Annotated in this window: 11 protein-coding genes; 1 reads left to right on the top strand and 10 read right to left on the bottom strand. The window is 35.3% G+C overall.

What is annotated here, in order from left to right; genetic code table 11:
• Positions 1-633: 633 nt before the first annotated feature.
• Positions 634-4,695 carry a two-component regulator propeller domain-containing protein gene (locus ASC72_RS15220; protein ID WP_056192361.1) on the top strand — a complete coding sequence of 1,354 codons (4,062 nt, stop codon included), beginning with the start codon at positions 634-636 and terminating at the stop codon, positions 4,693-4,695.
• A 218-nt stretch (positions 4,696-4,913) separates the two neighbouring features.
• Here the strand turns inward: ASC72_RS15220 and ASC72_RS15215 are convergent, their stop codons facing one another.
• The 10 genes from ASC72_RS15215 to ASC72_RS15170 form a co-directional block, all read right to left on the bottom strand.
• Positions 4,914-6,584, bottom strand: a complete 1,671-nt coding sequence (locus ASC72_RS15215) for an endo-1,4-beta-xylanase (protein ID WP_056192358.1) — start codon at positions 6,582-6,584, stop codon at positions 4,914-4,916.
• A 33-nt stretch (positions 6,585-6,617) separates the two neighbouring features.
• A complete protein-coding gene (locus tag ASC72_RS15210) occupies positions 6,618-7,649 on the bottom strand; it encodes a DUF5627 domain-containing protein (RefSeq protein ID WP_056192355.1) in 1,032 nt (343 codons plus the stop codon).
• A gap of 50 nt (positions 7,650-7,699) precedes the next feature.
• On the bottom strand, positions 7,700-9,433 hold the full coding sequence (locus ASC72_RS15205; protein ID WP_117595800.1) for a RagB/SusD family nutrient uptake outer membrane protein: 1,734 nt from the start codon (positions 9,431-9,433) through the stop codon (positions 7,700-7,702).
• Between the two features lie 27 nt (positions 9,434-9,460).
• Entirely contained in the window at positions 9,461-12,487 is a 3,027-nt protein-coding gene (locus ASC72_RS15200; RefSeq protein ID WP_056193543.1) for a SusC/RagA family TonB-linked outer membrane protein, read from the bottom strand.
• Between the two features lie 41 nt (positions 12,488-12,528).
• Entirely contained in the window at positions 12,529-14,418 is a 1,890-nt protein-coding gene (locus ASC72_RS15195; protein ID WP_056192351.1) for a RagB/SusD family nutrient uptake outer membrane protein, read from the bottom strand.
• A gap of 10 nt (positions 14,419-14,428) precedes the next feature.
• A complete protein-coding gene (locus ASC72_RS15190) occupies positions 14,429-17,650 on the bottom strand; it encodes a TonB-dependent receptor (protein WP_056192349.1) in 3,222 nt (1,073 codons plus the stop codon).
• A 1,615-nt stretch (positions 17,651-19,265) separates the two neighbouring features.
• A complete protein-coding gene (locus ASC72_RS15185) occupies positions 19,266-19,526 on the bottom strand; it encodes a hypothetical protein (protein ID WP_206743215.1) in 261 nt (86 codons plus the stop codon).
• A gap of 95 nt (positions 19,527-19,621) precedes the next feature.
• Complete coding sequence (locus tag ASC72_RS15180) at positions 19,622-19,855, bottom strand: hypothetical protein (protein WP_056192343.1); 234 nt, start codon at positions 19,853-19,855, stop codon at positions 19,622-19,624.
• 320 nt (positions 19,856-20,175) lie between these two features.
• Entirely contained in the window at positions 20,176-20,781 is a 606-nt protein-coding gene (locus ASC72_RS15175; RefSeq protein ID WP_131725829.1) for a hypothetical protein, read from the bottom strand.
• A gap of 484 nt (positions 20,782-21,265) precedes the next feature.
• Positions 21,266-23,194 (bottom strand): RICIN domain-containing protein, encoded by a 1,929-nt coding sequence (locus tag ASC72_RS15170; protein ID WP_056192338.1) that lies wholly within the window; start codon positions 23,192-23,194, stop codon positions 21,266-21,268.
• Positions 23,195-23,751 lie beyond the last annotated feature (557 nt).

Raw genomic sequence — 23,751 nt, 5'->3', positions numbered from 1 at the left:
GTAAAAATATTTTAAAAAAATAAATAAAATTTATTTTAGTGTAACAAATCATTTACACTACGTTACACGGTGGCCAGAAAAACAAAAAAACAGTTCTTAAATTTTGAGCGGCAAAAAAATTTTGCCACTATTTTTATATAAATTACTTTTTTTAAGATTTATGAAATTTTCAATAAAAAAGGAAAAATCCGCACAATTTAAGTGTGCTTTTTACATTTATAGCAGTATTTTAAATTATTCTCAACAAAGCCATATGTTTTTTACTTTAAATAAATTAATTAGCGATTAAAACTAGTTCAAACGCAAAATATTTTGGTTATTTCAAAAAATAAATTTGTTGATTTGAATTATATCTCCTAAACTTGTATTGAGGTAACTGCCATAATATAAAGATACTATTTACGGTTTTAGCTTACCTGGTTTACTGCCTAAGAGCGCATTATGTTGGTTATTTTACGCTTATTGGTTTTTTCTGCCATTAAGCTCATATAAAAATAATTACAATCTATATTTTACAGCATTTCTAACAAAAACTGATATAAAAACTGCAGCTAGTCATTTTTGATCATAAGTTTAACCTATTCTCATTTTATTTTGAAAACTCTAAAAATTATAATCCTAATTCTTTTGGTGATGCCTGCTGGTATTAGATCCCAATCTGGAAGGCTTTACACTTCAGATTCACAATTGTCAAGCAGTTTGATAAACAGTATATATCAGGACAGTAAAGGTTATATCTGGATTGCTTCTGAAGATGGTTTAAACCGATATGACGGTGCAAAATTTGTCACATACAAACACCTGAAAAATAATCCTGAAACTGCCTTAAATAATTACGTCAAAACAATTTTTGAAGACCGAAACAAAAACTTATTTTTTGGATTTATTAACGGCTTACAGATTTACAATCATGCCACCGACTCCTTTAGTAACATCTTAATGACAACTGATGGTGTTACAAAAATGTCGGCACATGTAAGCAGCATGTTACATAGAAAAAATGGGGATGTGCTGGTTGCAACCTCTGGTTATGGAATTTTTAAAATTGAATTTAAAAAACAAAATACTATTGCCCGACAAATTAAAATTTCCATTCCCACCTATATGATCCATGAAATCTATGAGGATAAAAAGAACAATTTATGGATTTTAACACAAGATCGCGGACTATGGAAACTCAAACCTGATAACATGGCCCAACAGGTTTTTCTTTCAAAAGAAGATGTTGATAATGTTACCAGTATTTGCGAAGACAGAAATGGAAACCTTTTTGTGGGAACGCTTAACCATGGGCTCTATATCTATAATAAAGACCAAAAGAAATTTATATCCTATAGTCCTTCAGTCTGGTTGCCAATAAAAAAGCTTTTTTTAGATAAAAACAATAAAATATTAATTGGTACCGACGGAACGGGACTTCATGTATATGATCCCAGGGAAAAGAAAATAACATCAGCCAATTTTAATGTCTCCAATTTTGATTTTTCGATGTCCAAAGTCCATTCTATTATTGAGGATAAATCTGGAAACCTTTGGATGGGGCTGTATCAGAAAGGGATATTATTATTGCCTCCCAAAGAGAATAATTTCAATTATTTAGGCTATCAATCCATGTCCAATAATGTTATTGGATCGAGCTGTGTACTGGCTGTATATAAGGATAAAAAGGGCATATTGTGGGTCGGTACAGATGGCGATGGCTTATATGGTATTTCATCACAAAATAAAAAAGAATATCATTATAATATTGATAAAAAAGGAAATAAGCGACTCACCGTTATGTGTGTGTTTGAAGATTCAAACGGCAATTTATGGATTGGGACTTATATGGATGGGCTTGCCAAACTTAATCGAAGTACCAATAAATTTGATTTTATAGATACACTACTTGATCAGGAAAACAAACCTGTAAAAAGCATCTTTACCATTACCGAAGACCAAAATAAAAATCTCTGGATTGGTTCGCTCGGGGCCGGACTTTTTTCTATAAATCTGAATACGAATAGAGTAGTCAATAATGATTCAAATGCAAAAGACAGGAAAAATGTCTTAGGCAACCTGTATGTCAATTGTATTTTGCCTGCCCAAAACAACAGACTTTACGTTGGAACGTATGACGGCTTATATTGTCTGGACCTTAAAACCAAAAATTATATTAAAACAGGAGGTTTAAATCATATGCTTCCGCAAAAAATTATCTATTCCATAAACGAAGACGCTCAGCGAAATTTATGGATTGGAACATCGGAAGGCCTAATTTATCAGCCAAAAGATGGGAAAAATACAGTGACTTATACAACTGATAATAATTTACCGAGTAACATCATATGTGCCATAGAAAGGGATAAAAATAATAATCTGTGGATGAGCACCAATCACGGCATCTCCAAATTCAATTCAAAAAGCAAAAAATTTTCCAATTTTTATTTTAACGATGGGCTGCAAGGGAATGAATTCAGTAAAAACGCTTCATTTACAGATAAAAACGGTACCGTTATTTTTGGAGGAATGAAGGGTATTACGTATTTCAATCCCGAAAAAATAACCTATAATGCCAAGAGCTCCAATGTGTATATCACTGGTTTTTATATACAGGATAAATCTGTTAAAAAAGGAATGAAATCTGATCAGTTTGAAATTGTCAATAGTGCTCTTATAGATGCCAGTTCGGTAGATTTAAGCCATGATGACAATTCATTCAGTATTGAATTTTCTACCCTGGATTTTACCAATCAGCAGCATATCACTTATTTTTATTCTCTTGAGCAAAACAAATGGAACAAATTACAGCAGGGTGTTAATACAGTTACATTTGACAATCTGGAACCAGGTACCTATAATTTTAAAGTCAAAGCAGAACTCTACGGCAAATATACCAGTGTACGCCCTCTCATTATTACAATACATCCGGTTTGGTACTTTTCATTTTGGTTAAAATGTTTGTATTGGGTACTTTTTATAGCGATTGTGTATTTTGTTTCGGTGCAGCTTAAACAAAGAAAATTAACGCAGAAGAAAATTCAGGAACATCTACAAAACAAGCAGATAAATGAGGCAAAATTGCAGTTTTTAACTAATATTTCGCATGACATAAAATCCCCGATATCACTGGTTATTAATCCTTTGCTGAAATTAATGAATTCAGATCCCGACATTGCAAGACAGAAATGGTATCAGGTCATGTACCGCAATTCAGAGAAAATCCTACAGCTTGTGAATCAGGTTATGGATGTACGAAAAATTGATCAGGGGCAGGTTTTTTTAAACTTAAAAAAAACAGACATTATAGCCTCTATCCGGGAACTCAGCCTTTTATTTGAAGAACCAATTCAGGAAAAAAATATCCAGTTAGAATTGCATCATAAAAAACCACAATTGTACGGGTGGGTTGATCCAAAGTATTTTGACAGAATAATTCAAAATGTAATTTCCAACGCTGTTAAGTTTGTACATAATGATGGAAGAATTGATATTTTTATTGCAGAAAATACTATACCTCATCTCCACAGTAAATCATTATCAACATTTACCGTGACTATTTCTGATAATGGAACCGGCATACATGAGAAAGACAGAGCCAAAATATTTGACCGATTTTATCAGGCCAAAAATGGCAAAAAACAACATCATGAGGGAACCGGTATAGGTCTGCACTTAACAAGATCGATTGTTGAACTTCATAATGGAACAATAACTGTCGAAAATAATCCTGATAATTCCGGCTGCCGCTTTATTATTAGCATACCAATAGGAAACGATCAGGTAAAAGATGATTTAGAAGATAAAAATCAGGAAACAGACACCCGTGATTTTCAATCCGGCATACCCCCTACTGCATTAGAAAAACCTCAGGAATATGTTAGCTCGGGGACAACTGGTAAAAGAAAAATTTTGGTTGTTGATGATAATGAAGAAATCAGGGAGTATATTTTTAAAGAATTAGCCACTCATTACAAGGTCCTTACCAGTTCTAATGGAAAAGAAGCTTTGGAACTCGTTCTAAAAGAGCCGTTGGATCTTATTATCAGTGACGTTAAAATGCCGATAATGGACGGTATTACATTTTGCCGAAAAGTCAAAAAAAATATAAATATCAATCACATTCCCGTTATACTGCTGACAGCACAATCGCACAATAATAACCAGCTTGAAGGTCTTGATATCGGTGCTGATGCCTATATTACTAAACCTTTTAATATGGAAATATTGAAAAAAACGGTTGTGAATCTTATTAAGACAAGAGATTTATTGAAAAACAACTTTAGCGGTAATCAGGGCCAAGAGGATAAAATAAAGAAAATCAAAATGGAATCAGCCGATGAGAAGCTGATTTTGAAAATAATGAATTTTATAAATAACAATCTAAGCAACCCTGAACTGAATGTAGAAATGATCGCCTCTGAGATTGGAATCAGCCGTGTACATCTGCACAGAAAATTAAAGGAACTTACGAATCAGTCTTCAAGAGATCTGATTCGAAATGTCAGACTCAAACAAGCCGGGGAATTATTGGCTTCCAAACAAACTAATATTTCTGAGGTTGCCTATTTAGTAGGATTTTCTAATATTTCTAAATTTTCAACAAGCTTTAAGCAATTTTACGGTATGTGCCCAAAATCATATATGGAAGAGCATTTGAGAAAAAATGAGGCTAATGAGGACAATAATGAAGAAAGAATAATGACGAAAAATTAAGGTTTTACGATGTCATTTTATTATCTGAACTAAATAAAAAAAGTTTATTGAAACTAATTTCAATAAACTTTTTTTTATTTAATGTTTAGCTTTAAAGTTTGCTGAGGCCACTATATAGCAACCTCAACAGCAGCTGTTTCTCTCATAAACTTATCATACTATCCACAACTTAAAAATACAAGACAATTATAGCTGTGACTGGAAGTTTAAAAGAAATACTATTTCAGTCCCATAAGCCCGTCAGCAAATCCTTTATAGGAAGACTTACGGGTAAAGTCAACATTCCATAAACTTTGATGCTGTCCCGGCAACCAGGAAGAATCAGACTTACTGTCTGTTACTCCCCATACCGTGATTCCGTAGCGCTGGTTTGCGGGGATATATTTAGTGTACATATCCACCACATATTTGTACATATCTGCCTGCTTTTGAAGATCAGCTGCTGTTGGGTTTAGTCCGGCCGCAACATCAAGCTCAGAAACTTTTATAAGTTTGCCGCTTGCTGCAAGTAATTGGAACATGGCCGCAATTTTATCTTTATCAGAATTGATGGTAATATGCATCTGAGTACCGATACCGTCTACTTTTTGTCCTTTACTTTCAATGTATCCAACATATTGTATAAGTCCTTTGCATTTATCAAGACTGTATTCGAGATTGTAATCATTTACAAAAAGTTTATCGGTTGGGTTGCCATATTTTCTGGCCAGTTTAAAAGCTTCGACTGCATAGTCCTTGCCTAAGTAATCCTGCCAGTAAAATTCATCTGATTTCAAAGTCTTACCCACTCCTGTTTTTAAATTATAAGGACTTCCGTCGTCCATCGGTTCATTAACCACATCCCAGGCCTTTACATACGCTTTAGTGCCCGTTACCATTCCAGAGATCCATTTATCAAGGGCTTCAGTAATAAGAACTTTCTTTTGCTCAGCTGTTTTCTCAATAAAAGTACTTCCTCCAAGGGCATTGTACTTTTTTAAGGCAATGTTGTCAAAATAATAGGTAGTTGCGCCTTTACCCAGATTAAAAGCTATGGCACCACAAGTTGCCATTTCTGCAGAAACAGTAATCTCTTTGGTATACGTTGTCCAGGTAGGTGTTGAAGGAATTGTACCAAAGAAATCCCAGTGCTTATATGCTCCCGGAGTAACATGTGCCTGAGTAGGATACGATATAGCGGCATCTGAACGTACATCCATAGTCAGCTGATACTTTTCGCCTACTTGTACAGCTGGAGAAAATTTTAGAAAAAACTGCACATCCCAATCATTGGTTCTCACAGTTGCATTCATTATCTTTAGTGCTCTTCCTGTCCCGCCTTTCCCTTCACCATTTGCAGAAAAGCTTGTTACACCACTACCATTAACCTGATAATTTGCATTATTGTCCGTTTCAAAATCTGCTTGCGTTACCACATCCCATCCCGGACCATTTCCTGGTATTATTACCGGAGCAATCAAACTTTTTAAATAAGCAGCATTTTGATTGGCGTGCCAGCAAAGTGTATGCCCGAAAACGGAAACATTAGCTTCATTAGCCAAAGCCAATAGTTTAGTAACATTGTCAAGATTCAGACTCCCGTCTGCCTGAACAACTGCTCCATGTTTCATTTCATACCCTAAAGTGATCTCATCAAAATTTTTGTTAACCAGTCTGTAGGTTACGCTTTTACTTGTATAGTCTGATAAAGAGATACCGGCACCTAGTTTAAATGCAGGGTTAGCCTCTCTGTTTACATACATATTCAAATCCTTATAAGCGTCAATTTCCTCCTGATTCGCAATACTATGGGGTTTTTCATACCTGTACCCCAAAGTACTGTCATTTGCACAGGATGCCGCCATCATCAAAACTGAAGATAGTAGCCAAATTTTATATAATTTATTCATCTTCTTTAAATTTATATTTTAATAAAAATCCAGCTATTTTAAGACAGGACTAAAAACTTGTGCCGTAACGCCTCTGTCACGCAACACCAGGGTATCTTTTGTTGTTACATTGAAATCCTGGAAATTTACTTTATAATCAAGATACAATGCATCACGATCTTTACTGCCCCAGCTTTGCTTTTCGCCTTTCTTTACGAATTTACCAGTACCTGTAGCCGTAAATACCGAATTGCTTCCCGAGACAGTACAATTATTATTTGCATCAAAGGTAAGCGTTAAATTAAAATTGATGTTTACACCAGCAGCATCTTTAACCGTAACAGGAAAATCGATGGCACTCATTGATTTTGTGTTAATTCTGTTAACTTCATCAGATTCTACGTATTGTTTGTGTCTGGTAATTACTTTATCCAGCGTTGTATTTCCATTATTCCCCTTAACAATGTCCTGTCCTCTTCTCAAATAAAAACCGTCCCAGGGATTTACATACTTTACAGCATACAGAACATAATCTTTGGGAGCCACACTCCAATTGGTACTTAAAGGCTTTAATGGGTTAGACACTAATGCCTTTCCTGACAAAATAGAATCGGCATTGACTACCTTTTTCATTTCAATTGGAATAACATACGTCTTTTTTACTGATAGCGGATCTGCGAAAAAAGCATCCGTTAACTGCACTTCCACGCCTCCGATAATCTGCCCTTTCGGAATAACAATTTTATCGCTCAACAGTGTATAATAATTACTGGGCATGGCCACTATCTCATCTTGCCCGGCATTAAATAAGAACCCGGCAGGCAATGTGTTTGCAACGGCAATATCAATGGTCACGTCCTTATCATTATTGTAAACACCACTTAAAGTTCCCATTATTTTACACTTATGCTGATTGTCTAAAGTAGTATCAAATATATCCTCTCCTAATGTTATGGTTCTAACAGGGAACTGATAGGCAAAATAAACAGCAGTATGATCGAAATTATCAAACTCCGCATCCTGATTTGTACAGGAAGCCATAGAGATAAGTACTACTACTAACATTAAAAATATCTTGTTTTTCATTTTCTTAATTAAATTAAATTTCTGTACACATTAAATAGAATTGCTATGTTCTACCAGCCCTTGTTTTGCAATAAAGCATTAAATTTAAGAGCCTCTAAATATGGGATTGGGCCATATTGCATATAGTCGGCGTAAACTCTGTTTTCGACTGTGATTTTTTGGTGAACGCCTCCCTGTATTTTATCCCCTTCTGCCGCAACATTCAAAGGGGTATTCCACCTGCGTAAATCCCAAAATCTAAATCCTTCAAAACATAATTCCAGACGACGTTCGTTTCTGATCAAATTACGCATCTCAGTTTTGTCCGCTTTAATCGATTCTAAGTAGGGATCTGTTGTGATACCTGCCCTAACCCTTAAAGCTTTAATAACATCATAGGCAGAAAATCCTATGGTACCGGTAGCAATTGGTCCCCATGCCTCATTGGCCGCTTCAGCATAGATAAGATATAATTCTGTGTATCTCATACGAGGTTTATAATGTCTCTGATTATTGATGGAAGTTGGATTTAAATTTACATCCTGTCTCAGTAATTTTCTCATATAATAGCCTGTTCTGGTTGAAGTACCTACTTTGTTTAATGCATCGTTTGTAGTACCATCACTGGCGGTTACTATTACCGTGTTACTCACACCTGCAGTGGACTGATTTACCAGAATAAATTTTTTCAGACGCGGATCACGATTTTCATACGGATTTGCAGCAACATAATTACTACTGGCATGATTAATCGGGTAACCATTGGCCATAGGAAAAGCGTCAACTAAATTTTGAGTTGGATTGATACGTCCTCTTCCAAAAAGGGTTGGAGGGAAATTATCGGCTTCTAAATTATTACTGTCTCCAATATCTCCTCTCCAAATAACTTCAGGAGGATTAACACCTGCTCCCAGAGCGCTTAATTCCGCTACATCACTATACCAGTTTAAACCATTAGGAGCTATCCCTGAGACTCCTCCTTTTAAATTTAATAATTGGCCGGCATACTTCGCAGCATCTTCCCAGGTTGTGGTATTGCCGGCACTATAAGCCGGACTGGCAGCTAACAGGGCCGCTTGTGCTCTTACAACCTGCGCAATTCTGGATGACATTCTTTGTCTGGCGTATTGGCCAAAAACACGATTATAATCACTTAAATTATTGTAACCCGGAGGTAATGCTGTAGCATCTTCAAAATCTAATGGCAATAATTTTGTTGCCTTTTCTACATCACTATACAATTGTTTCATGCAATCTTCGAACGTGGCACGTGCTACATTGAAGTTTGAAGCTGATGTTTCGGGTTCTAAAAGTATCGGCACCCCTAATAATTGGCCGTTTGCAGCAGTACCTGCATGAGCTTTTAATAAATGATACATATACAAAGCGCGTAAACCATAAGCCTCACCCATTAAACGGTCTCTAAACAAAAGACTTATTTTTTCATCCTTTGCCCATTGCACTTTACCGGCCTCAGCAAGAAAGAGGTTTATGTACTGAATAGCCGATCTTGAATTGGACCATTGATCAAACGGATTAAAATTAGAGGTCCATTGCCCCGTCGCTGCTTTAAGATACCCATTTGAAATATCATTGGATACAGCATCATCTGTTGCTACATCATTAAATGACCAGCTATTTTCAGGTAATCTTGTATAGGCATTCAATAGAATTCCCTGAGCAAATTCGGCCTCAGCGTACATATCTTCTATTCCTCTATTATTTTCTATTGCCGGTTCTGTTAAATCTTCACAGCTATAAAAAACAAACAGAACTGATATAAATAATACTATTTTTACTTTCATAATAATTAGATTAGGTGTTTTTTAAATTTAAAATAGAGCTTTAAATCCAAGATTATAATAACGGGTGCGCGGAGCACCTCCAATATTTAATTCCATGACATCTCTGTTCTCCGATATAGTTAACAGATTACTCCCAAGTGCATAAACACTAAGGTCACTGAAAAAAGTTTTTTGAAGGGCTTTCTTTGGAAAATCGTAGGTAAGCTGCACTTTGGCTAAATCTATTCGGTTAGTGCTATACATCCAGAAATCTGACGAACGGAAATTGTTATCGCTATTTAATGAAGTTAATCTTGGATAGGTGGCTGTTTCTTTGGTTTCTTCTGTCCAGCTGTTTCGCACATTGACAGAGTATTTATCCTCTCCATCCATCCAGAAATAGGAACTGTTTTTCATTGCGTTTGCCCCCCTCTGACCTGTAAACATGGTAAAAAACGTAAAATTATTCCATTTAGAGGTAAAATTAATTCCAAATGTAAACGGAGCTCCAACCCAGCCTGCTTTACCTAAGTAAACTTCATCTTTATTATCTATTATACCATCACCGTTTTGATCGATATATTTTAGGTCTCCGGGTTTAATCTGTCCAAAAGTTTGAGACGGTGAGTTCGCAATATCAGCTGCATCGGTAAAAAAACCATCACTTTTAAGCCCCCAAAGCGCATCCAAAGGTTTGCCTTTTCTGTTTTGATAACCGTCTTCAAATAGTTCAGCCCTTTTAGTGGCTTCTGAATTTACATAAGTGCCTGTAAATCCAAGTGCTAAATCTACACTTCCCACTTTTTTATTGAATCTCAAATCAAAATCAAGACCAGTACGTTTGTCATCATTATAATTGATGAATGGTAAAAATGAAGTATTGGGCCAATTCGTAGCAAAATAATTTGGATATAAACTGGAAGGCTGGATCACATTTCCAGTAACCGTATTCATAAAAAAGGCACTTTTTAGGGTGATGAAATTTTTAAAGAAACTGCCTTCTAATTCGAAACTTAACTCGTTTCTCTTAGCAAAACCTAAATCTAAATTTTCTCCTCTTCTAACATCCGTGCTTCTGTTAAGGGCGCCATCTCTCCAGCTGAACCAGGCACCATCGGTCTGACTGTATATACTCTCGTACATATAATAATTATTAACTTCTAAATCTGTGTTTAATACCCCTGCTGAAACGGTTAACTTTAAATCGTTAATAGCCGTCAATCCTTTCATGAAATCTTCCTCAGATAGTTTCCATCCTAAGGACGCGGTAGGAGAAAAAGCGCCACGGTTGCCCTCTGCAAATTTCGCAGAATGCACATAAGCACCATTAAATTCTGCATAATATTTTTGATCCAGGTTATAAGCCAAATTTAAACCTATAGAAGCATTACTTGTTTTATGGTAAACACCAGATTGCCCTTGTTGAAATCCTGAAGCAATCAGCATTCCTGACAAATTGTGCTTTTCATTTATTTTTCTCAAATAATTAAACTGTCCTGAAAAGGCAATCGTTTGATTAAAAGCACTATTATTAATATTCTCTATACCATCCTTAGCATCTTTACCGTATTTTGTTAAGGATGAAATCTGGTCATATCCTGCATACGTATTCCACTTTGCTTCGTAAGTAGCATAACTGTTGTTATAGGATTGGTTGTAAGAGGTGGCATAATCGACTGCTAAATCGGTACGAAAACTCAACCCTTCAATTACATCTCCTAACTTGATATTTACACCTGTATTAAACTGGAACTGGCGACTTGCAAAAGTATTATAGCCACCCGCATAAATAGCCGCAAAAGGATTGGTCGGATTCAGCTGTGTACCCCCTAACAAGTATTTATTATCTACCAGGTAATTACTATTTTTTATAACCGCCAGTGAAGCATCATCTCCTTCTTCAATCATGCCAATAGGCACTAACGGACTAAATAAATGTGGACGTAAAGTTGCTGCACCATTCCAGTAGTCTGTATTTACTCCCCTGGAATTATTGTATATGGCGTTCGCCCCAATTGTTGCAGAAACCCTCTCGCTAATCGTAACATCAACATTTCCTCTTACATTAAATCTGTTGCTATTATTATTTGCTGCTTCTCCAAAATCTTGTAACGGATCCTGTTGCGAGCTAAAATTTACCACAGAATAATAACGTGCTGTTTTGTTTCCACCTGTAAGCTCAACGTTGGCATCATAATTAAAATAAAACTTCTTAATATACTCAGGTGCATAATAATTTACATCTGCATATCTAAAGGGATTTTTACCTGAAGCATAGTTATAGATTGTTTCATCTGAATAGGTCGCATCTAAGCCATCATTAGCACGGGCCTGGTTATAATAATGCATATACTCTGCAGAGCCCAGATATTCAGGCATGCTTTTAGGTATGAAGACTCCGTTATCAAATCTTGTTGAAATTTGCTGTTTTTGTACTTTACCCTTCTTCGTTGTAATATAGATTACGCCCCTTGCAGCGCGGCTTCCGTAAAGCGCAACTGCAGAAACTCCTTTTAGGAAAGTGATTTGGTCAATTTCTGTAGACAATACTGTGGTGGCATCACGAGGAGCACCATCTACTAATACTAATGCCTGGCCCATTCCCCAAAGTGTTCCATTAAATCCGCCAATAAGAGCAGTATTTGTACCGTCCAAACTATAAGTAGTATAGTTTTTTGCTACTATTTCCGGCAGATTTATATAAGAAACGCCTCCCATCAAATACTCGCTTTGTTCTTTTTTGAAAGCAACCTGTACTAAATTTGATTCCTTTTCTTTTAAATTAATATCATTTGCAGCCGGTGAAGCTTTTATGACCATTGTTTCATAGCCAGCTGCACTGACCTCTATGTCTGTATTTTCAGTTACATTCATTGAGTAACTTCCTGCCAAATCAGTAGTTACTGTACTATTATCTTCTTTACTACTAAGTGTTGCATTTTCCAGCGCTTTACCATCTGCTCCCGTAACAATTCCTGAAAGATTTATTTTCTGATCAATCTGGGCAATAATCTTGGCAGGCAGGAAAGCAAATAGCACAAAACATAACACTATTTTAAGTTGTATATATCTCATTATTCTATGATTTTTTTTTATTTTTAAAATAATCTTTTTAATTACCATCCAGGATTTTGTGAGAATTCCAAATAAATACTTGCATCAGCATTCTTTAATGGTAACCAGTAATGTTTCTCACTAAAATTTCGCACTAAAATTACTTCCTCACGAATATTAACAACTCTGTTTTCACTTGGTTTTGTAGGGTCAAATGAAGGTGCACGATCAAATTCTATAGATTTTTTTATGGTATATGGACTTGAGATTAATAGTAACCAGCGACGTAAATCATTAAAACGATGTCCCTCAAAACTTAACTCTACTGCACGCTCACGTCTCACTTCATTCATAAAAGAATCCAGTGAACCCAAGTACTCCGTTGCTACATGTCCGACACCTGCTCTGTCACGAATTACATTTATAGCATCGACTGCTGTTCCTGCATATTTTGGATCTTTTCCTGCTGCCGAACCATAACCCTGTGCCGCTGCTTCAGCATACATTACATAAATATCAGACAAACGCATCCATGGCAAGTGAATGTTTAAGTTGTTACCGTATCCAAACCCGTCATCAAACTTATTTGCAGTTCTGGGAATGAATTTATACAACAGATAACCTGTTCTGCTTCCGGTACTTATATTCCTGTAACTTCCGCCAGTGTAAAGGTTTGCATAACGATTTGCTTCTTCTGCTGCGGGCATGGAACCTGCCACACATTTTGCACCATCAAATACAATATCATTGTAAAAACGGGGATCACGGCCCTTCCATGGATAGTTTGGATCATAACCTGAATCCGGATCTGCTTTTGTAATGTCTTTGATGGGTTTCCCGTTTGCCATTCCGTAATAATCAACATAGTTAGCGGTAGGCAAAAATTTTACATCGCCGTCACATATTTGAGGAGCTGGCTGGTATTGTTTTGAAGTCCCCCAGTTCGATCCGTTTGCTCCCCAATAAGGGCCTCTAAAAATAGCTTCGGTACCTCCAGGTATTTTCCAGTTGCTACCTGTAGTATAAAAATTATCACTATATTTTGCGAAAGGCATTAATTTGTACTGAGATGCTCCACTTTCTGTAATTGTCAATAATTCTGCAAAAGCTGCTGCAGCCTTTTTACAATATTCAGCATTATAAGTTGCATTTCCAGTAGATACTTTATTCATTAACGGACTTGCGGCCCATAAATAATTTTTGCCTAAATAGCCCAAAGCCATTATTTTATTTACACGAAGCTCATTCTTTCCAAGAGTACGTTTACCAATAACCGTATTATCCCAGTTAACAGGAAGTAAGTCGGCAGCAGCTCTAAAATCTGCTGCGGCCTTATCGGCGCACTCCTGATAGCTAAGTCTTGGCAATCTCAGTGGTTCATCACTTGGAAGCACCTGATCAATATAAGGAAGTCCTCCAAAGTATTGCATAAACTCAAAATGAAACCATCCTCTGAAAAATAACAGCTGACCTTTGATCATGTCCTTTTCTTCCTGTGTATATTCAGTCATTTTATCAATATTGGCAAGACCAATATTTGCTTTACGAATACCCCTCCAGCCCAGTGTCCATAAATCTTTATGCATACGGTCATTGTCTGTACTAACATTATTTCTGTTCATCCAGCCAGCCTGCCATCCGTCAAATCCCGATTGCCAGCCCCAAAAATCACCTTTATCGATTTTTACTCCAAAATGGAAATCACGGGCCGTAGACTGAATTTCATCTTCTCCCCAATTCCAGGAATTTGTCCAATAGGCGTTCGTAAAATCCGGAACACATTGATACAGTTCCTCTGTAAATCCTTGAAAATTTTCGAAATTTTTAAAAGCTTCTTCAGGAGAGATTACAGAATCGGGTGATTTTTCCAGATAATCTTCACATGATCCTGAAACCATAAGTAAGCCCAAAATAAAGCTGTACTTTACTATTGTTTTAATATACTTGTTCATAATAAAAATTTTAGAATATAATGTTTGCCCCCAAATTGAATCTTTTTACAGTTGGATAAGCACCTTGTGATGCCCAGCCTGTTCCTGCATAATTTGCCTCTCTGTCGTCAGGCATTTTTGACCACAAAAACAAGTTATTTCCATTTAAATAAAATCGTATGCTCTGAAGTCCGGCCGATTTCATCCAATTTGTTTTACGATCGAAAGTATATGCGATTTCAGCATTTTTTAAGCGAAGGTAGGATCCGTCATACATGTATCTGCTGCCGCTATTAAAATCACTTGCGGTGGCAAGCCAGCGTGGCATAGGCAAATCTGCATCTGTATTATCTTGTGACCAGTAAGATCCCTGATCGTAAACAACATGATTCTGAGAACCTAAACTGGTAAGAACTACTTGTCTGGTAACATTATTTACACCATAAAACTGTACAAAGGCACTGAACCCTTTCCAGTTAACACCAAACGAATTGTTATACGTATTCTGTGGTGTTCCGGTGTATCCATACGGAATATTATCCTTAGCGTCAATGACGCCATCTGCATTGTAATCCAGTATATTATAATTCCCCGGCAATTTTGTAGCGTCATTTGTACTATGAATTGTACTTGCATATAATTCATCCCAGGTATTATAGTAGCCCTGGCTTACATAGGAATGAGCCTGATTCACTGAATATCCTTCTTTTTTTTGATAAGCCGGGAACAATTCCGGATCATCTGCATCTAAAATTTTATTTTTTGAATGAGTGAAATTTGTGGTCCACCATACATTAAGACCATTTCCAAAAGTGTAGTTGAACTTTAACTCTAACTCATACCCTCTATTTTCAACCTGTCCTAAATTAGCAATTGGTGCTGTAGCTCCAAAGTATGGAGGAATTGCTCTTTGGTTTCCCGGTAATAAAACATCTGTACGATCTTCGCTATACCAATCAAAAGTACCCGAAACAAATCCTTTAAATAAACCAAAATCAACCCCTGCGTTAATTTTCTTAGCTATTTCCCAATGTATTTGAGGATTAGCAACTGATAACTCATTATACCAAACATAAGGGCTTGGTTCAGCACTTTCTCCAGTGGTTCCTAATGGTGAAGTTCCTCCATATCCCCATTGAGATTGATAAATAAATCTTTGGGAAAGATTTCTCTGATACCCCCCGTCATCACCTACCTGACCATAAGATCCCCGGAATTTTAACAAGTCAAGAAAAGAAGCTGTTTTTTTCATAAAATTCTCTTTGGAAACAATCCAGCTTACACCTCCTGAAGAGAAAAATTCAAAACGATTTTCCGGGCCAAATTTTTCAGAACCATTATAAGCTCCGTTATATTCTATAAAGTATTTATCTGCATAATTATAGGTAGTACGGAATACCCAGTCTTCTCTATAATGTGGTATTTCACTTCCAAGTGCATCTTTATCCCGGCTAAAGAGTCCCATAGCCGAAATATTATGCTTCTCCGCAATTTTTGTTTGGTAATTTAATTGTAACTGATAAAAAAGCTTACGATAGGTAGCCCAGTTTCGCACAGCACCTCCAGTGGCTGTCCACTTTACACCCTCCTGAAAATCAAATCTATTATTATTATCATACGTCTTTTTGTAAAGAACCAATCCTGTAAGTGGATCTATATACTTTTCCTGCACATCGTTAAATAAATCACTGATACCCCTGTCTCCTTCAACAAAGGAATTATCTAATGCAACTAACCCTTTGAAATTAAGCCCCTTTATCCATTTGTCAAAATTTTGTTCGAGTGTAAAGTCGGTATTCAATTTTGTAGTGGTTACAAACTGAACACCGCTAATAGCAAGGTTTCGTACCGAATTTGAAGCTTTACCTTCATTTGGTGCAAAATACCCCCAAGAGCCATCCTCATAGTAAGGAAGAAAAACATCAGGTGCGGTAGAATACGCTGCATCCCACATCGTATATTCTCCTCCGGAAGCTCCCCAAGGACTTTTTTTCTCTCCGCGGGAACCCGCAAGCCCTATTTTAAAAACAGTACTTGATGTAACCTGAAAATCTAAATTACTTCTGACATTCAAACGGTTATAACCATAACCAGGATCATATCCTCTGTTATTATTGTATTTCTTAAATAAATCCCCTTCACTTAAAAAGTCAGCAGTTGCAAAATACTTTACGGAGTTCGTTCCTCCACTTACATTTAAACTGGCATTATACGACATTGCATAGTCATTGAATAAAACATCCTGCCAATCGACATTGGGATAGCGTTCAGACTCCGCAACATTTGCGGGATATCTGTACTTATCAATAATTGCCTGAGGAATATAATCATTCCAACTCGATGGGCTCAACGCCAGTTCATTTTCAATGGCTCTGTTTTTAACTAACAAGCCGTCATACGAATCAAGTTTTTCCGGCAGTTTAGAAGGCACTTTTACGGTGGAATTAAAAGTAGCCCTGATCAAGGCTTTACCTGACTGACCGCGCTTGGTCGTAATAAGGATTACACCATTTCCTCCCTTGACTCCGTACACTGCTGTTGCAGACGCATCTTTTAATACGGTAACCGATTCTACGGAAGTAATCTCAACACTATTCATTGGCCGCTCTACACCATCCACTAAAATGAGGGGCTGCGCATTGTTCCATGTGCTGGCACCACGAATAAAAAGTTGAGGATCTTCCTCCCCTGGCATCCCGGAACTGGCAGAAGTTACTAACCCGGGAACATTGCCGGTTAATGCCGCTCCAATACTTTGGACACCACCTGCACGCTCAAGAGTTTTACCTGTAACCTGGGTAATTGCGGCAACTAAACTTGCTTTTTTCTGTTTGCCATATCCAACAATAACGACTTCCCCCAGATTAACCTGATCCTGCTTCATTGCCACGTTAATCTCTGAACCAGTACTAACAGGCCTTTCTACAGTTATAAAACCAACACTGCTAAAAACAAGTACCGCATCCGATGAAGGGACCACAATAGTATAAAACCCGTCCATATCAGAGGTAACCACTATTTTTGGATTTCCTTTTACCGAAATATTGACACCTGGTATTGACACCTTATCATTTGCCGAATATACTCTTCCTGTAATAATAATTTCCTGATTAACCTGAACAGTAACATACGAATTCGACGATATATTCATTCTTTCAGCAGCTGCTATTTGTCCCGTAAACAAACACTGAAACAAAACCCCTAAAGGCAAATACTTTGTCCCATTTAAAATTTTACATAATTTTATTCTCATATTATTAAATGTTTGAACCTTATCTACTTATTACCCTTTATAGACACCGCTAATAATTTAGACTTTAGATTGATTGAATTGATTTTTGAACCTTTATACATAAAACTAATCGCGGATTTATCAGATAAAATCCAGCCCTTATCAATTTTTTTTCTGTAGTATCAACTTCTAATTTTAGCTGATGAATTACAGACCATGATGGTCTATAATACCCACAGCATACATTGTTGCCAAATTTGAAGTGTTTATCTTTTTTAACAGATTGTTAATTGGCCGTGCTAATCTATCGGGCAGGTTTAGTATGCTACTTCTCCGATGCTCTGTAGGAACTTTAACAGAACCCGTCTGTAAAAAGTTTTTCCTGAATAATAGGATTTTAATCATTTTTAGTTGCTTTGGTTAATTTTGGTTAATTGGATAATTAATAATTCTTTATGTCTAAAAACATTTTGATTTATCGGATTGTAACTAAGGAATAGAAGGCATAAATAATGGTGCTATACACAAAATGGTGTTTAGTATCATTATTGTCTTAAATCATAAAAAATTAACTATTATTTCACATTTATGTAAAAGTATTTGTTAAAATAAAACAAACTCCGTCTGAATGTTACAGATACTTTACACTACGTTACATAGAGGATAAAAACAGAAGAAAACAGGAAAAAAAGTATCATTCTAATTATTTTAACCCTGAAAAATAACGGTTATCATAAATAGTAAATTAATAATTGGATGACTGTGAAGATTTTTCTCTTTCAATTTATGATGCTGTTAAAATAACTTTATAGCTATTTTTTTTTAAGTAAATCAGAATACGTATTAAAAGAGAGGTTTATGACTACCTAATATTTTAGAAGAAAGAGCTTTCTAACTTATCTAATAGATTTGGAGTTTAAATTAAAGTAATTAACGATTCGTTCGAAAAGACATGTTTGTTCTTTACTGCTTACTTCTGGTAAAAGTGGATATCCAGCCAAATCATTGATACTGCTCTAATGTTTAATACAATTAATGAGACAAGAAAGGTTCGAGTCCATTTCCCGCTACAAGAATGAGTAAAAAGCCAGAGAAACCTATATCTTTCTGGCTTTTTTTGTGATTCTAAAATCTTGATTAATTTTAAAAAGAACGTAAACAGCCAGTGTTTTCAAAGGTAATTGGTTCGAGTCCTGTTAAGTTGTTTTGGAATCGAGTGTACACCAAACGCTATAGGATTATAGCAGGTCTGGAAATAAATCAAGCCCATTTTTCGCATTTGCAGAGCGATAGCAAATAGCCGAAGTAAATTATCCAAATACAAACCCAACTTTTCATTAGGCTAATTGCCTAACTCCATTGTAATATTTTGTTCAATAAAGAAACATATAGAAATGCTTTTGGGATTCTCGATTGTCACTTTTTTTATGTAGTCAGCCATCAATTAAGTTCTATAAGTATATTGGTTTTATTTATCTTGCTTCTTGTGAATATGTCGCACAACGTTCTGGGATTACAGCAGGTGTGGGACTAAATTAATAACTATTCTCAGATTTGACAAATTCATCACAAATACAAAACCAAATTTTCCATTACCATATTTCCCAAACCCGTTGTAGCTGTTGCGCGTTATTTTTTATCTACAGTGTTTTTCAACTTTATTAGCGCAAAATTGATAAAAATCACTCATTTTATCATCATCTTGTAGTATTTCTGCTTTTTTGAATTGTTTGATGATTTCCGAACAATTTCTATTTTGATTAAAATACACTACCGTTAAGTGCAAGTTTGCAAGAGCAACAGAATATTTAGAGCTATTATTTTTTATAACTTTTATTAAATATTTTTCCGCAGTTTCAAGTTCTTTTTTAGAAATATAACACTTTGCCACATTCAAATAATTTGTAAACAAGTAGTGTCTGCCTTAATTCCAAGTTTGTAATATTCAATTGCCTTATCTGTATTTTTCTTAAAATCTTCACAAACTCCAATTTAATTATAAGTTAATGTGTTTTTTTCAAAATTCAGTGATTTTTTATAGTTAATAATTGCTGAATCAAATTTTGATTCAGCTAAATAATTTTCGCCTTTATCAAAATAGATCAATGCATTTTCATTTACTACTTTCTGCGTAATATTGTCTTCCAAATCGATGTAATTCAGTTTTTTATTTTTTTCACAAGATGAAATAATATATAGTAGAATTAATAAGTATGTAATTTTCATTTACTTTTCTATTTTGATTTCTTATTCTGTTACTTGAAAATGACGCACAAAGTCAGTCTGTGAAAAAACTAAACTCAACCTCTTGAGAATCTAATAATTGATTTTTTTCTTTGGTAGCCCTCCGAGTACTTTCAAATTTGAGGAGGTTTTTTTACAGCCATACGTTCTGGCACTACAGGGGGCTTGGGACTAAATTAAGCACTATTTTCGGGATTAAATCAGCGTTAACTTTCGGATTTGCCAAATCTTCCAAATACAAAACCAATTTCAAATTAAGCCAAATCCCCAAATTGCTTGTAGCGTGTGTTGGCAGTAGCTTGTTATTTAGTTTTTTTTCTTAATTCGGCTATTTCATTTTCTAAATCGGATTTAGCTCTTAATTTCCAGTTAGATTGAACTTTCATATTTTGAGATTTTGTTTGATTTAAGGGTGGTGGATTTGGTATTTTTGTTGCCGAAATAATACTTTCAGGGTTTTTAAAACTTCGAGTTATTCCGCAAGCTCTTATTTGAATTAGATTGTCTGATTTACGATTGGCATAAATCAGCCACTTTCCACTTTTATCAATTATAGGTCCGCACGATTGATTATAAATTCCTCTATAAACTTTTCCGTTTAAAACACCTTTAAAGGATTCAATAACTTTAATTTCAAACGTGTGTTTTTTAGAATCAATTTTCAAAATTTCTCCAATAAAAATATATTTTGATTCCGTAAATTCTCTTTTTTGAATATCTTTTAGATTTTTAGAAATTTTGCAATCGCAAGCTAATGATTTACTTGAAATCAAGAAAGTCCAAAATAATATTGTTAAAATTTTTATTCTCATTTTTTTCGGTAAGCTTACTGCCAACTTATTTATATGTGTGACAAAACCACACAAAGCCATCCAAATTTGGGCCGATATGTGTGATAAATTTAACATATTATTCATTTTCAAATATATAATTTTTCCACTACAAACTGTCAAAAGCACTTTAAATTTGATTGATGCTTTTTTAGCACTTATATGAGTAGCTACGCAAACAAAAAGCAGAGAAAAAATTAAGATGCACATGCTAAAATATTGTAATAATCCAAGATGATCTGGTTAGATATTTGAATGCTTCCCGCTACTAAGATCAAGCTTCAGAGAAGTTTGGAGCTTTTTTGTTTATACCCTATTTAAGCAATTATGACATTTCGGGTGAGTCAGGAGGCATTCGCCAGTTTTTCATGAGAACTCTTCGGAGAGCGAGGGTATCTTAACCTGTTTGACCGCAAAGTTACAGGCTGGTCGTTAAGTTTGGAGTAAAAAATAAACCACTACTTTAATCTTAATTTAAAATAGTGGTTCTGCAATGCATAAATAATGATGAATAAAATTATAAAGTTAATCTCAAAATCTATATGTATTATTTTAAAATAGGCTATTCAATTAATATCTTTTTGGTTGTTGTAGTTGAATTTTGAGAAATCATAGCCAAATATAAACCTCTGGGAAGTTTAGTTCTAATAACCTGATTAGTATTAGATTTTAGATTTTTTGCTTCGTATAATAGCTCGCCGCCAACTGCGTATATAGTTAGAGAATAATTTTCGTCTGATTGTGAAGTGAAATAAATATTAAACTCTCCTCCCTTTGATGGATTAGGATATACTTGGACATCAGTATCTATTTTAATATTATTTATTAAAATATTTTCCGCCTCTACACTTTTTAAAGTATTCCCTATTTTATTGAATTTAAATAATTGACATGAAGTCCCGTAATATTCCCAAAGTTGAAGATTTGCTGTGCCATCCATATTACAATTAGAAATGTCCCAACTTTTTGATGTATCTACGGCTGATTTTATGCTATAATAACCATTACCCACATCGGTTACTAACCATTTTTGAGCATCATTACTATAATTATCCCAAAGTCTTATCGATTTTCCATTTGTCGGATCTGCGCTCTCAAGATCTATTACACGTCCTGTAGCACTTGCATTTGATTTAAAACGCCAATAGCCGTTTCCAGCATCAATAGCAATCCATTGTTGTGCCGTTCCTCCTACCCTATCCCACGGGTGAATTACAGCACCATTTGCATTAGTCCCATACTTAAGATCTATTACTTTATTTGAATTTGTTTTAAATTCAATTTCATAAACACCATTGTTTATTAGTGAAGTAGTACTACAGTTTTGCGATGGTATATTATTATTTGCATATTCAGAGAACCACTGCTTGGTTGGCGCAGCACAAGACTCCCAACTGTTGTTGAAAGCAGTTGTAACATTATATGGATCTGCCTTAGTTATCAACCCTTCTGGTGCAAGTAAATTCCAACTACAATTTCCGGTAGCATCGATTCTACCTTTCAGATTAAGGCCAAAACCGCTTGTTGTACCAGTACCCCATGTTTCGGCACCAGTAGGGGACCAATCCGTTTCTGTTACCATAATAGGTGCCAGGTTAGCAATCGGTTGCACGTTAGCATTCCAGGCATTATTAAAACTAGTGGAATTTTCTGCATTAGCTCCCCAATATCCCGGATAAACATGAACAGCATAACCTATATTGCCTCCCGTTATCAAATGGTTTGGATATCCCTGGTAATGAGATTGATATCCCGTTCCTGGTATCCAACAAACGTTATTTGCACCATTAGTCTTGATTATATTTACTAAATCCTGAAAATAATTATGTAAAGCGGCAAAATGCTCATCACCCGTTGCACCCCAATTTCCATTTGTCCCAAGTATTTCTACAGGTTCATTGGCTATTTCAAACATTACATTATCTACATTCTTTAAATTTGGATGGTTCGATAGATATTTCCATACAGTTCTTAAATAATTATGGTAATTGTCCCCAAAAGCAATTCGGTTAGGACATACGCCAGGAGGACGAAGCACAACATAGAGTCCCCTGCTTCTGGCATGATTAATTAAAGGGATTATAACTTGATTTACGTACGTTACCAATCTATTGTAATCAAAGCATGCGATACTATTTTCTCCTGCTGAACAACCAGGGGTATTGGTCCAATAGGGGTCAATATGAAGTCTTATATAATTTAATTTCCATCCGTTATTTGTATCTGTGAGCGCATCCATAACTGCATTATTATAATTTAGACAACCCTGGACATTATAATTATCCCAACGACATTGATTATAAGAGCAACCATTAAACCAGGGACTAGGAGTAATGGCAACGCCATGTAGTAAAATGTTTTTTCCGCAAGGATCCTTTAAATTTTTGCCTTCAATATGCAGGGCAGGCAGTGGCATTCCTGGCCATGCAAATAATTGTATTAGAGGAATAAACACTAAAAATAGAAAAAGTAATTTTTGAAATCTTTTCATAACTTAAATGGTTTAATTAATAATATACTCTTAATATTTGAGTAAGATTTTTATTGCTAATTTAACAATAAAACATTATAAAACAACCGATTGCGTTATTTATTCTTTTGATCTCTTTTTAAAATATAATTTGATTTGAAAATCTTTTTAAGGTAGGCTCTCACCACATTTTACTTGACCTGGAAACAGCGGAAAAAACGAATTTTTACAACATAACTTTATAGCTACATAAAATATCAAGTGTTATATTAGGTCTGACGCGCGAACAAAAATTTCACTTCCGCCATTTTTGGTATTATAAATCCAAAACTTTTTCTTCATTGAAGAATTTTACTATTTGCTTCTTGCATCCTACTAATTATTAAAGTATTGAAGTTAATAAAATACAATTACTTCTTATAATCCTAGAATATGACTATTTAAATGAGTGCCTGAAAATTATACAATATTCATTTGAAATTATATAAACAAATCGTGATCTTGATTCGCAAATTTGAAATTATTATTTAAGTATGGTAAGCTGGAATAATTTGTAATAACAAAACAAATAAATGGAA

The organism is Flavobacterium sp. Root420, assembly GCF_001427905.1.
GTDB lineage: Bacteria > Bacteroidota > Bacteroidia > Flavobacteriales > Flavobacteriaceae > Flavobacterium.
This window is presented reverse-complemented; position numbering and strand designations above follow the sequence as displayed.

Bases quoted from the DNA above. Each gene is read 5' to 3' on its own strand.
- ASC72_RS15220 (WP_056192361.1), top strand. From the start codon at position 634: ATGCCTGCTGGTATTAGATCCCAATCTGGAAGGCTTTACACTTCAGAT.
- ASC72_RS15215 (WP_056192358.1), bottom strand. From the start codon at position 6,584: ATGAATAAATTATATAAAATTTGGCTACTATCTTCAGTTTTGATGATG.
- ASC72_RS15210 (WP_056192355.1), bottom strand. From the start codon at position 7,649: ATGAAAAACAAGATATTTTTAATGTTAGTAGTAGTACTTATCTCTATG.
- ASC72_RS15205 (WP_117595800.1), bottom strand. From the start codon at position 9,433: ATGAAAGTAAAAATAGTATTATTTATATCAGTTCTGTTTGTTTTTTAT.
- ASC72_RS15200 (WP_056193543.1), bottom strand. From the start codon at position 12,487: ATGAGATATATACAACTTAAAATAGTGTTATGTTTTGTGCTATTTGCT.
- ASC72_RS15195 (WP_056192351.1), bottom strand. From the start codon at position 14,418: ATGAACAAGTATATTAAAACAATAGTAAAGTACAGCTTTATTTTGGGC.
- ASC72_RS15190 (WP_056192349.1), bottom strand. From the start codon at position 17,650: ATGAGAATAAAATTATGTAAAATTTTAAATGGGACAAAGTATTTGCCT.
- ASC72_RS15180 (WP_056192343.1), bottom strand. From the start codon at position 19,855: ATGAAAATTACATACTTATTAATTCTACTATATATTATTTCATCTTGT.
- ASC72_RS15175 (WP_131725829.1), bottom strand. From the start codon at position 20,781: ATGTTAAATTTATCACACATATCGGCCCAAATTTGGATGGCTTTGTGT.
- ASC72_RS15170 (WP_056192338.1), bottom strand. From the start codon at position 23,194: ATGAAAAGATTTCAAAAATTACTTTTTCTATTTTTAGTGTTTATTCCT.